Here is a 12,046-nt window from a genome sequence, read left to right on the forward strand (position 1 = left end):
AGACAGTTTTCAGGGAAGAAAATAGACATGGCAGATGGAAAAAAACAGAAGACAACAGCAAAGCCATTAATCAGCGGTATTTCCTCCGGATTTTTGCTTTGTATATTACTGTTGGTAACTGTGTGGTTTACGCCAGCACTTAAGGCCTACCTCGTCATAGCGATTGCTTTTTGCATCATTCTATCTGGCATCCTCGGTTTCTTCACCTATTGGTTGAGCCGAAAGAACAATAAACTTAACGACCCTGATGAGAATAAAAAGAAAGAGCTTATTGCTAGACGATGTCAGTTGCTACAAAAGCATTTTCAAAACGTTCTTAAAGTTCAGAAGACAAACAAGAGACTACAGAGTCGTTATGATTTGCCCGTCTATCTTTGGTTCAGTGACAAACCGCAAAACGATTTCAATGTCATTACTCAAATGGGCTATGAAGCTTACCAAGTAGACGAGTTTGGCAATGATATCGAGTTCCCTATTCTTTTCTGGCTCAGCGAACACTCTTTGGTTATATCGGTTAGCCAAGGAGAAGACCAACACCCGGAATACCTCAAGACACTCTACAACTGCTTGAAAAAATGGCGTCCTAGACAGGCCCTTAACGGGTTACTGCTAGCAACCAATGCTGACGCATTACTAGGGCAAAAAGAAGCCATAAAGATGAGAGCGGATCAGATAAAAGCCGATTTAACGCGATTGAATCGAACCTTTGGTTTGTCTATTCCGGTGTACAGCATTATCACTCACAGCAGCAGCATCAGTGACTTCTGCCAATACTTCTCTGGTTTTGAAGACGCAAGGCGTGAAGACGCATTTGGCTCTATGATGCCATTTAGAGAACACGGTGGTATTGACGCAGACTGGTATGATCACGCTTATGACGCCTTGATAGGTCAACTGATTGCCAATATGACAAGTGCCCTCTCAGGGCAGCTCAACCTAGACTACCGCAAGTCTATCGCTGCGGCTCCACTTCAATTTGGACTGTTAAAACAAAACTTGTGGCTACAATTAAACCGTATATTTGGCATCAATCAACTGGGTGATGGCTTGATGTTCCGTGGCTTTTTCTTCACTCATGAAGGAAGTGACAGTAAGAACGTCGATGCACTTGCCGCAACAATCAGCAACGACTTAGGTCACGAGTTCTATCATCCAAAATCTAGTCAGCCAGTTAAGCAAGTACTTTTTGCCCAGCATCTTATGACTCATGCTTTAATCCCTGAACATATGCTTGTGGGAGTAAATAAGAAGAAAGAAAACTGGTTGCTGACCATGCAAACCACTTATACGCTTCTGTGCGCCTTATTATTAATTGCAATACTTGCAATCATCAAATTGGATTTCGACTTCCAAAGCCAGCGGGAAGCTCGCGCTGATGCTCTTCTGGAACGCTACAAAGAAGCAATAACCGCGTCACCTTATGACGTGGAAAATCTTGCAGACAATATTCCTAACCTTTATTCACTCCGTAAGATCTACGAACTTTATAATAAGCCAGAACCTTGGTACGTGTTACCGTTCATGCCTTCTTACACTATTAAGCCAGAGGTTGAACTAGCCTATATCACTGAGTTACAAGCCGTGTTGATGCCGTCTTTAGAAAAGTCTTTGGCCAATGACTTGTTCGTATACGTTAATCTTGAAGAGCAAGCGACAACACTTTCATTACTCAATAGTTATCGTCTGCTATTTACTCCTAACAAGAACAATACAGAGGAACTAAGAGCCTATTTTGTTCAATCTCTGGAGGATCAAGGAGTAGGTACAACGAGTACTCTCAATCAATTGACCAGTTTACTTGATGATGCCTTCGCCAATCATTTGATACCTGAAGAATCTAATACTGATTTAGAGCAACTGGCTCGTAAAGTCATTAATCAAACAGGTATTGAAACGCTGCTTTATCAACATATTAAGAGCCAAACTAAATACGCCAATCGAATAGATATTCGCTCAGAGCTTGGTAGCAACTACTCTCAAGTCTACTCATTCTCTTCTGGCTTTGTAGGCTATCTTGTTCCCCATATCTTTACCCCGAGTGGATTTACCGAGTTAGATCTTTCCGTAGATTCCCCTATTATCAAGGAAGCTTTATCAGCCTACGCGGGTGTTGCTGGCGAAGCACCGAGCGCATTGGAAATGTATCGGATTAGTAGAGACCTACGCCAACTCTATAAAAATGATTACATCAACTATTGGAAAGACTTCACCAATAACATCGTCGTCAATCCGGTTAAAGATGATACTGAACTCAGTCGCCTTCTGACATTATTGACCAACGCGGGAGATAACCCGATCCAAAATTATTATAATACGATCAGTAAATATACGACGATAAACATAGAGCCAGTAGAACCAGCGAAAGACGAGAAAGCGGCCGAAAAAGAACAGACACCGATTGACCAAGACCAAATGGAGGCAATGAGACTGATTAATGTCAGTTTTTCCGACTTTCATAGCTATGTCAGTTCGGTAAACGATGCACCAAAACCAGTAGATCAATGGCTAGCTGCAGTCAAAGCTGCGAAAGCTTATCTTGATACTTTTTATCAAGCTGAGGATGCTCGCAAACTCGCCTATGACACGTTAGCAAAGCCATTACAAAGCTCCAACCCGATCGCCGCTATACAACTCACCGCCTCAACTCAACCTACTATGACAAAGAGTTTGTCTGATGCGATTACTCAACTTAGCAATGATGCTGTATTATCGCTGGCGCATCAGCATTTGAACCTGCAGTGGAAAAACTCAGTACTAACCACATTCCAGTCGAGCTTAGCCAGTTACTACCCATTCAGCAAAAATGCAGAAACTGACGCAAGTGTTGCTGATGTAAAAGCGTTCTTTTCTTCGAGTGGTGCTTTTGAGGCTTTCAATAAAAAATACTTAAACTCATTCTTACAAGGCACTGAAGGAAGCCCTTACCTTCCAGGGCTGCTTCCGCGTTCTGGGTTAGAGATCACACCGGAAGTCTGGGATATGGTTGATGTTGCTAATCAAATACGCAGCGCGCTATTTCTGGCATCACCAGACAATGTTTCGGTTAAGTTCCAAATGAAAGCCTTAACAATGAGTCCAAAAGCAACAGAATTTATGATTTATAGCGATCAACCACTGTTCACCTACCGACATGGGCCAACCCTGTGGAAGTCCATAAGTTGGGATGGAGAGCAACAGGCAGAGGATAACCTTAATATTGAACTTAAAGACAGCGTAACATCGTTGTCCCAATCCAATTTCAGTGGTAATTGGAACTGGTTTAAGCTTATCAACTCACAATTGGTTAAGGCGGATAATCAAGGCGCGGAGATTTCCATTGGCAACAAAGGCGAGCAAATTCGTCTTTCGGTGAAGACGCAAGGTCAAGTAAACCCATTTACACCCGATTTTTTTACTCAATTTAAGTTACCTGAAAATATCTAACGATGTTTCGAATTGAGTTTAGACATGATCAACAAGGGCTATCACTCATAGCGTCAGTCCTTGAAGTTCAACCTGAAGATATTGAATGGCATTCAGACCATGTTTTTGAGTGCCACTCAGCAAAGTTAGGTCATTTGAAAGGCCGTTTAGGTCGAGGAATAACTGCTAAAAAACAACTACTACTTGAAGCTGAACTAACTACGCTCATTTCCCCACAAAATGTGTCATCGCGGCAGTCTCTGACCTCTTTAGATGAGACTCATTTACTCCTAAATACTTGGATAGAAGGTGAAACATTGAGTCAACTCGCGCGAAGCAATACACCACCTGTAAGTTGGCATCATGATATTGAACAGCAAATCCTAGCTTTACATCGTGCTGGTTACGTACACGGTGATATCAAGCCCAGTAATATCGTCATTGGATCTGATGGACACGCTACGCTAATTGATCTTTCAATGGCTATTAAAATTGGCAGTTCATTGAAAACACTGCCTTTTCGCCACTACTCACCGTCATACTCTCCACCACAGCAAATAGACGCGGTCGGTAACATAGAGCCTATATTGGATTGGTATGCCTTAGCTATCTGTTACTGTGCCACTCATCGTGCACATCCTTACGAGGGCTTAGATATTACTCAGCATCAAACAAGCAAAAAGTTGACGTTTTTTTCACACTGCCGGACCAGTTATCAGAGAATTATTACTCACACACTAGCTGAGTTTCAGAAAGAAAAGCAAAATTCGTGTCATATCACATACTGGATGGACCATTAAAGCCGATTACTCATATATAATTCGTGACAATTGAGTTTAATCTAAGAGTATTATGTTTCTAGCTCCTTACGTTTCTACTAACAACGAACAATTCGAGTTCACACGCCAACAAGCAAGCCACTTTGCGAAAAAAGTAGCGGGCGACTTTAACCCTATCCATGACGAAGACAACAAGCGTTTCTGTGTTCCTGGCGATCTACTGTTTGCAGTATTACTGCAAAAAGAAGGAATCAGTCAGAAAATGCGCTTTGATTTCTCAGGAATGGTCAGCGATGGCGTAGCTCTAAACGTTGTAGAAAAGGGCGAAACAGAAAGTACTGTTGTCGATCAAACTGGCAAAGAATACCTTCAGATGACTCACGATGGTGAGACAAGCCACAACCAAGAGTTTATCGAACACGTAGTCACTAACTACGTTCAGTTCTCTGGTATGAATTTCCCTCACATCATGGTTCCGCTCATGCAAGAGCAACAGATGATGATTAACTGCCAGCGCCCTCTAGTTATTTACGAGAGCATGGAAGTGGAATTTGAACACCTGAACCTCACCCATCCTGAAGTCGAGTTTACTGGCGCGACTTTTGATGTAGAGGGTAAGCGCGGTGTGGTTACGTTGAACTTTGCGTTTAAAGAAGATGGGATTGTTGTGGGCAAAGGCATTAAGCGAATGGTTGCAAGTGGTCTTAAACCTTATGACAACGATGCCGTTGATGACCTAGTATCACGTTTCAACGAAAGAAAGACCTATTTTCTCGAGCAGTTTAACAACGCGGCCTAATCAAAAGTAAAAATGAACATTCAAAGCCTCGACTTATGTCGAGGCTTTTTGGTTTGTTATGCACGCATTTTTCACTAGTTGAGCGTTATAGAAGCCGATTGAATATCTCGGTATTGCTTTAAGCTATCGAAATAGTAATGTGCTTTCTGCACATGCTCGAGTTCTAGCATCCAAGTGGCGTTTCTTTGGCAGCAACAAAACTTAGCGATTTTGTCGAGCAGTGCATTGCTTTGTTTGTCCAATACTTCTCTGACACTATGTATCAGGGAAGTTTGTTCAATTGAAAGGAATTGAAAGGTAGCATGAGCATTGTTTAGTACACCAAACGCTTGGTGTTGCTTACCTAATTGATTAAAAATAGCAGACTGTGATACCGCCGCGTCATAAAAACCGGTCAACATGCAGGCAAACTGGCAAGGCTTTATACTTGTATCATCAAGAGCAGCATAAATATGTTGAGGAAGGTGGTGCAAAACTTCATCAAAAAGATGGTAAGCCTCTGGCCAATGACCTTGTTCTACTAATTGTTCTGCTTTTAAAAAACGATTCCAACACGCCTCAATATTCATCGCTAAATAGTTCCAGTCCACAATACCGACAACCATTTAAATGCAAATTAGAATCAATTGCAAATAAATATCATTTGCAACTCTATATCCAACGCCTTACTTTCGCTTTATACGAAAGATAATCATCACCAAATATTTTTTCCAACGCCCGCTCCTCGGGTTTAATCTGAAAACGGTTCATATACGGTATAAAAAACATCGACAAGAACAGGCTCAACCCATCTTCTAACCAGAAGCCCCAAGACAATAACAACGTAAATAAAGCAACATACATCGGGTTTCGAGTTTTCGAAAAAATACCAGTGTCAACCACACTGCTTGCTTTAGTCGGCTTAGTCGGGTCAACCGTTGTTTTAGCCTTCTTAAACTCAAACACGCCTGAAATACCCATGTAACCACTAAAAACAAACAGTGCTGTAACCCAAATCGACTTAAGTGGAATATGCATATATAGCCAACCGTTATCAATAGCAGCTAGTGCATACATCGAAACGGCAAACAGGATAAACAGCAGTACTGGGGGGATTTTTAGTTCAAGCGCTTTCATTGATTATTCCTTTATCAATAATAGAAGCGCCCCAATCTGGGGCGCTTCATAAAGTTAGTTCAGTAGTTGTAGCAGAGCCTGTACAGGATGCTTGACCTTCACATCTTCAAACCTTTTTACCTGACTTCGACACGAATAACCTGTGACTAGGCAGCGCTCTTTTGGCAACTTGTCTAGATTTGGCTGCCAACTTAAGCCATAAATATCTTTCGACATTTGCAACTTGTCTGATTCATGCCCAAACGTTCCTGCCATACCACAACAGCCTACAGGTACTGTTGTTAGTCGACCGCCGAAATGATGGAAAATAGCGCCCCACTCTTTTTCCGCATTAGGCATCTTGGTTTTCTCTGTACAATGTGCAAACAAATACCAATCTGCTTCATCCACCATCTCAAGAGCGTCTTTATCTTGTACCAGAGGCATGAGCCACTCATGAGCGGTTAACACATTAAATGTCCCACGTTCCTCTTTAAGAATCTCTACATATTCATCGCGGTAACACAACACTAGGGCGGGATCGACTCCAACCAATGGAATATTCAACTGAGACACCTGTGTTAAGAAATCCGCCGTTGATTTTGCCCCTTTTGCAAACTGACTTAAAAACCCTTTAATGTGAGCTGCTTTGCCATTGGGCTTAAAAGGTAACAACACCGGTTTCTTACCCATTTTGAGTATTAGTTTGGCAAAATCTTCGACCACTTCAGCATCGTAGAAACTAGTAAAAGGATCTTGGACGATGCATACATAGTCACTGCGTTGACCCGCAGGAATGGCCTGTAACTGCTCCAGGCTAAACTGAGCAACAGGTTGCGATTTCAAACGTTGTTTGAGAGTAGGAACAGAAAGAAGCGGCGCGTCAATGTAGCCAACTGTTTTCTCGGTGAGCGTCTGAACAACTCTCTGGTTCAATCCAAAATTGACCACCTTGGGGAATTTGGCCATATATGGCAATAGTGTCTCGATATTTGCCACTAGATAATCTTTAGCAGGTCTTTGATATCTCGAGTAATAAAGGTTTAGGAATCGAGCTCTGAAGCTTGGTACATCAACCTTTATTGGACATTGGCTAGCACACGCTTTGCAAGCGAGGCAGCCATTCATGGCGTCATATACTTCGTGGGAAAAATCATATTCATGACGTTTATTAAACGTGTTCCGCCACTTCTCAATTAACCCTTTCGCACTATTTGAGCGATTAATATTGGTCTCTAACTCAAGAACATCGAAGCCCTGTTCCGATAGCTGTCTTAACCACTCGCGCACTAAGCCAGCCCTACCCTTTGGTGAATGACGTCGGTCTGCGGTTACTTTCATCGAAGGGCACATAGGTGAAGCGGTGTCATAGTTAAAGCACAGACCATTACCGTTACATTCCATTGCTTGGGCAAAACTATCACGAACTTCAATCGGGATCTGTCTGTCGTATGTTCCTCGCTTAGTATCCGAGACTTTAACGAGCTCATCCGTACTCTCTAACGGAGTACATATCTTACCGGGATTCATTTTGTTCAACGGGTCACACGCGGCTTTAATGCGTCTGAGTTCATTAAACAGTTGCTCACCGAAGAAATCAGGGCCATATTCAGAACGGAAACCTTTACCGTGCTCCCCCCACATAAGGCCGCCGTACTTGGCGACAAGCTTGACGACTTCATCTGAGATTTGATGCATTAACGACTCTTGTTCGGGGTCGCACATATCAAGTGCAGGTCTTACATGAAGCACACCTGCATCCACGTGACCAAACATGCCATAGTTCAACCCGTGTCCATCGAGTAAATCGCGAAACTCGGCAATAAAGTCAGCCAAGTTCTCCGGGGGCACACAAGTATCCTCTGCAAACGCAATAGGTTTCGCGCTGCCTTTCACGGCACCCAAGAGGCCAACAGCTTTCTTTCGCATATTGTAAATGCGTCCAAGACTAGCAACGTCACTGGTCACTTGGTAACCAATGATACCGTCCTGCTCTGTCTTCAGTTTCTCATCTAGACTCTTAGTTAAAGCCGCTACCGCTTGAGTCACTTCTTCTTCATCTTGCCCCGCGTACTCAACCATATTGATACCCTGCATTTCTTTGCCTGGCACATCACTAATAAGGTCGCTCACTGTATGCCAAACAATATCCTGCTTGGCCAGATTCAATACGCGTGAATCAACTGTTTCCACAGATAATGCATTTGCTTCAACCATGAAGGGAGCATTTCTCAATGCAGCATCAAAACTGTTGTACTTGACGTTGATGAGAGTACGAGCTTTAGGGATCGGCGTAAGATTCAGCTTAGCTTCAGTGATAAAGGCCAGTGAACCTTCTGCACCACAGAGAATTCGCGTAGCATTGAAACTCTCTGTCTTTGGGTCATAAGCGTTTTTTAGATCATAGCCGGTTAAGAAGCGATTTAATGGTGGAAACTTTTCGTCAATCAGTACTCGGTTTTGCTTACATACCTGTTCAGCAATCTGTAATGCATTGGCAGCGAAACTGTCTTGCTCTAGCTGATTCAATGAACCGTCACTTTCCAAAAGTGAACCGTCAGCAAACACCGCTTGCAGAGATAGCACGTGATCCGATGTCTTACCGTACTTTAATGAGCCCTGACCGGACGCATCGGTATTGACCATTCCACCCAGCGTCGCGCGATTACTGGTAGAAAGATCTGGGGAAAAGAAGAAACCATAAGGACGCACGGCATCATTTAGCGCATCCTTTACAATACCAGTTTGAACTCTTACCCACCCTTCTTGTTCATTAATCTCAAGGACCTGGTTCATATGTCGGGATAAATCGACAACAATGCCTGACGTCAAGGACTGTCCGTTAGTCCCTGTACCGCCGCCTCTCGGAGAAAACGCAATAGCCGCGAATTTTTCTTGATTAGCAAGTTTACCTATAAGCTGTACATCTGCCGTTGTTTTTGGATGCACTACCGCTTGCGGCAATTTTTGGTAAACGCTGTTGTCCGTTGCAACGGCAAGGCGACTCGAATATTGAGTTTCGATATCCCCGGTAAACCCTTCAGCCTCAAGCTGTTTCAGATAAACCAGTACGGTGGGGTTAATGTCGGTTTGAGAGTGTAATCTTGGTAACATTTAGCTTCCTGCCCCTAATTCTGCTGATCCGCTCAGCAAAGGAGTGTATGTAAAATAAAAAGTTCACCTACTTAGTCGCATGGTCGTTTAAATAAACGCGTTTTTAATTATTGTACGTAGCTGAAACCGAATAGATTTTATAGGTATTGGACACTTTACAACAATTAAAAATGTGATCAAATCGGAAAGTCATAGCGATTGACTATGGTTTATGCCTTTTCAAGAGGTTTGCTTCGTGACACACTCCTTTAACCACGGAAGAAATGATTAAACGAAGTAATCAATAATGAAAAAAACCAAAGTAATCACCACCGAAGATATTCTGTTAAAACTCTGCCAGTCCGTTTCAACTGTTTTGACCTCTGCGACACAATCAAGTGTGACATACTCAGCAATGGTTCAGAAAATCACCAAAACCACGTTAAAACCTGACTTTGGCTGCTTCGTCCTCTTTGATGGCGGTTTCTCGGGTTTAGTGGTTATTAATTTCACTTCACAAGCAGCACTTGAAGTTTACAGTAATTATATGCGTCACATGGGTATGCCTGAGGAAGAGCTCGCAATTCACCACAATGCAGATGAAGTTGGCGATGTCCTCGGCGAACTCATGAATCAGCTTGTTGGCGACTTCACCAATAAAGTTCGCAAAGAACTACAGACCAACATTACCCAAAACCAACCGAAAATGTTGTCGATCAACAAGCAAGTGGTTCTGTCAGTCGACACAAACTTAGAACGACCTCAAGCCCGTCGAGTTACTTTCTCTACAGCTAATAACAACATTTTTTATCTTGAATTTGCTATGGACAAAACCGAGTTTATTCAAATGGAAGAGTTTGAGGTTCAACCAGACGAATGCCCAGATACCATTATTGAGCAAGCCATCGCAGCCAAAAAACAGCGTACAGACACCAAACCAGAAAACGACAATCAAGATTTGCTCGATGAGCTAGGTATTTAAGCGGCGGCTCTATGAATTCTTTTGGGACTCTAGTTACCGCTTAGAGTCCCACCCTGCACCTTCTACCCTTCCCCTTTTAGCCGAAAATCGTTAAAATAGTGCCCTTTTTCTTTCGCGGTACAGAGAACTCAGATTGTCGATGGATAAACAGAAAGCCCTCAAAAAGATTGCTAAGTGCTTAGAATTAGGTAACTCAGCGAACGTCAATGAAGCAGCCAATGCCATAAAAATGGCACACCGCCTCATGCTCAAATACGGCCTAGACAAGGACGATATTGAGTTTATTAAGATGGGTAAAACACAATCGACGCACTTACTGCCTACAACGATAAGTTCTACACTGCTGCGGGTGATCCGGGGCATCAATACCAAATTTGGCGTCGAAGCTGTTTTACTCAACCATAAAGGTCTAAAGCGAGTTGAGTTTATCGGCGAAGCTGACCGTGCCATCTTTGCAGCTTTTGCTTTTGATATCATTTATCGTGAGATGAATGAGCAAACGGGTCAGTTTAGAAATAGCTTCGCAGGTTCTGGTACTTCAAATACAGAAGTGACAAAACGTGTTAATTCATTTGTCTCCGGGTGGATAGAAGGCGCGCTAGAAAAACTGCCTGTTATTGCCCCTGATGATGAATCGGCAAATAAAATTAATAACTATATCGATAAAGAGTTCAAAAACATCGATAGAGAGACATTCAAACAGCAGCTAAGAGAAGCGATGAAAAATATCACCGCTGACTACGAAGTTGGGCTGAAAAAAGGTCGAAAAGTATCGGTTAATCGTCCGATAGACGGCGCTCAAGCACCAAAGATGCTGAAATAGAAAGACCACACAACAAGGAGAGCGATAAATATGAGGATCAACTTGGCAAAGACATGCTCCAAGTTACTGTTTGTTTTTATCGCTCTGTTACTTTCATTCTCCTCTCTCGCCTCCATTGCGCAGCTTGAACAACAGGCACAACTTAACAATGCTGAAGCTCAGTACCGTCTAGGACTGGCATATGAGACTGGTGAAGGTGTTCGCAGAGATCTCAGTTTAGCAGCTTACTGGTATCAACAAGCGAGCGAAAACGGACATCGCGCGGCAACCTATAATTACGCACAAGCACTAGAATATGGACGCGGTATAAAATCCAATCCTGCAAAAGCCGTTTTGCTCTATACGAAGCTCGCCGCTGAAGGCGACCATTCTACTTATGGAAAAATCGCTCGGCTTTACCGCGATTTTAATATCGACATTGCCAACGAAGATCAAGCCGTGCTTTGGTATGATCTCGCAAGAACCCAATCAACCGAGTTTGACGCCGAATACGCGCTCGCTTTGAAAAAACAATTCGATGCTCATCAGTTAAAGCAAATTGCAGCGCTTAAGCAGCAAGAGCAATCTGTCACAAGTACACAGACGAGCCTAACAACATCTAACTCAGTACCAACTACCCCAAGCATAAACTGGTCATTACACCTAATCTATATCTCAATTCTATTGAGCGCTTGCTTCGCTGCATTGATGTTTTTCAAGAAATTCAATACAGCAAGCCAACACCGCCGCTCATCAATTCAAGAGATGAAAACAAGGCTCTCTCAACAACAAGACCTGATCACTAAGCTCAAATTACAACTTAAGAACGCCGCAAATCTTCAGAAAAGAGCATCATCCACAGCATCTAGTTCAACCACTTCTGCACTTAATGATGCTTACCTTCGTTTTGGCTTCACTCAAGGACAAATTAACAACTTAACACCAAAGCAAGTAAAAGCACGCTATAAGCAGTTGTGTCGTATTTATCACCCTGATGCTCAAGGTAGTGATGATGAAATGAGGCAATTAAACCTTGCTTTCAAAGCGATCGTGGAGCATCTAAAAGCCACTCAAAAGATCCATTGATATACCAA

General features: G+C 42.8%; 9 protein-coding genes. 6 read left to right on the forward strand and 3 right to left on the reverse strand.

What is annotated here, in order from left to right:
• Positions 1-27 precede the first annotated feature (27 nt).
• The 3 genes from tssM to OH456_RS17555 are packed head-to-tail and all read left to right on the forward strand — an operon-like array spanning position 28 to position 4,980.
• Positions 28-3,423, forward strand: coding sequence for a type VI secretion system membrane subunit TssM (gene tssM, locus OH456_RS17545; protein ID WP_270033968.1), 3,396 nt, complete (start codon positions 28-30; stop codon positions 3,421-3,423).
• A gap of 2 nt (positions 3,424-3,425) precedes the next feature.
• Entirely contained in the window at positions 3,426-4,202 is a 777-nt protein-coding gene (locus OH456_RS17550) for a protein kinase domain-containing protein (RefSeq protein WP_252038062.1), read from the forward strand.
• 52 nt (positions 4,203-4,254) lie between these two features.
• Positions 4,255-4,980 (forward strand): DUF3581 domain-containing protein, encoded by a 726-nt coding sequence (locus tag OH456_RS17555; RefSeq protein ID WP_006070773.1) that lies wholly within the window; start codon positions 4,255-4,257, stop codon positions 4,978-4,980.
• Positions 4,981-5,054: 74 nt separating this feature from the next.
• Here the strand turns inward: OH456_RS17555 and OH456_RS17560 are convergent, their stop codons facing one another.
• From OH456_RS17560 to ydiJ, 3 genes are all read right to left on the reverse strand, one after another.
• Entirely contained in the window at positions 5,055-5,549 is a 495-nt protein-coding gene (locus OH456_RS17560; RefSeq protein ID WP_031494171.1) for a hypothetical protein, read from the reverse strand.
• Between the two features lie 82 nt (positions 5,550-5,631).
• Positions 5,632-6,096 (reverse strand): methyltransferase family protein, encoded by a 465-nt coding sequence (locus OH456_RS17565; protein WP_270033969.1) that lies wholly within the window; start codon positions 6,094-6,096, stop codon positions 5,632-5,634.
• 54 nt (positions 6,097-6,150) lie between these two features.
• Positions 6,151-9,189, reverse strand: a complete 3,039-nt coding sequence (ydiJ, locus tag OH456_RS17570) for a D-2-hydroxyglutarate dehydrogenase YdiJ (RefSeq protein ID WP_236109815.1) — start codon at positions 9,187-9,189, stop codon at positions 6,151-6,153.
• Between the two features lie 286 nt (positions 9,190-9,475).
• Between ydiJ and OH456_RS17575 the strand changes: the two genes are divergently transcribed.
• From OH456_RS17575 to OH456_RS17585, 3 genes are all read left to right on the forward strand, one after another.
• Positions 9,476-10,150, forward strand: a complete 675-nt coding sequence (locus OH456_RS17575; protein WP_038230274.1) for a DUF3334 family protein — start codon at positions 9,476-9,478, stop codon at positions 10,148-10,150.
• A 139-nt stretch (positions 10,151-10,289) separates the two neighbouring features.
• Positions 10,290-10,973, forward strand: a complete 684-nt coding sequence (locus OH456_RS17580; protein WP_006070778.1) for a DUF2786 domain-containing protein — start codon at positions 10,290-10,292, stop codon at positions 10,971-10,973.
• Between the two features lie 30 nt (positions 10,974-11,003).
• Positions 11,004-12,038, forward strand: coding sequence for a tetratricopeptide repeat protein (locus tag OH456_RS17585; protein ID WP_270033970.1), 1,035 nt, complete (start codon positions 11,004-11,006; stop codon positions 12,036-12,038).
• Positions 12,039-12,046: the final 8 nt, after the last annotated feature.

This window comes from Vibrio sp. La 4.2.2, from assembly GCF_027586995.1.
Classification (GTDB): domain Bacteria; phylum Pseudomonadota; class Gammaproteobacteria; order Enterobacterales; family Vibrionaceae; genus Vibrio; species Vibrio mediterranei.

Excerpts from the sequence above, each read along its gene's own strand:
- tssM (WP_270033968.1), top strand. The coding sequence starts at position 28 with ATGGCAGATGGAAAAAAACAGAAGACAACAGCAAAGCCATTAATCAGC.
- OH456_RS17550 (WP_252038062.1), top strand. The coding sequence starts at position 3,426 with ATGTTTCGAATTGAGTTTAGACATGATCAACAAGGGCTATCACTCATA.
- OH456_RS17555 (WP_006070773.1), top strand. The coding sequence starts at position 4,255 with ATGTTTCTAGCTCCTTACGTTTCTACTAACAACGAACAATTCGAGTTC.
- OH456_RS17560 (WP_031494171.1), bottom strand. The coding sequence starts at position 5,549 with ATGAATATTGAGGCGTGTTGGAATCGTTTTTTAAAAGCAGAACAATTA.
- OH456_RS17565 (WP_270033969.1), bottom strand. The coding sequence starts at position 6,096 with ATGAAAGCGCTTGAACTAAAAATCCCCCCAGTACTGCTGTTTATCCTG.
- ydiJ (WP_236109815.1), bottom strand. The coding sequence starts at position 9,189 with ATGTTACCAAGATTACACTCTCAAACCGACATTAACCCCACCGTACTG.
- OH456_RS17575 (WP_038230274.1), top strand. The coding sequence starts at position 9,476 with ATGAAAAAAACCAAAGTAATCACCACCGAAGATATTCTGTTAAAACTC.
- OH456_RS17580 (WP_006070778.1), top strand. The coding sequence starts at position 10,290 with ATGGATAAACAGAAAGCCCTCAAAAAGATTGCTAAGTGCTTAGAATTA.
- OH456_RS17585 (WP_270033970.1), top strand. The coding sequence starts at position 11,004 with ATGAGGATCAACTTGGCAAAGACATGCTCCAAGTTACTGTTTGTTTTT.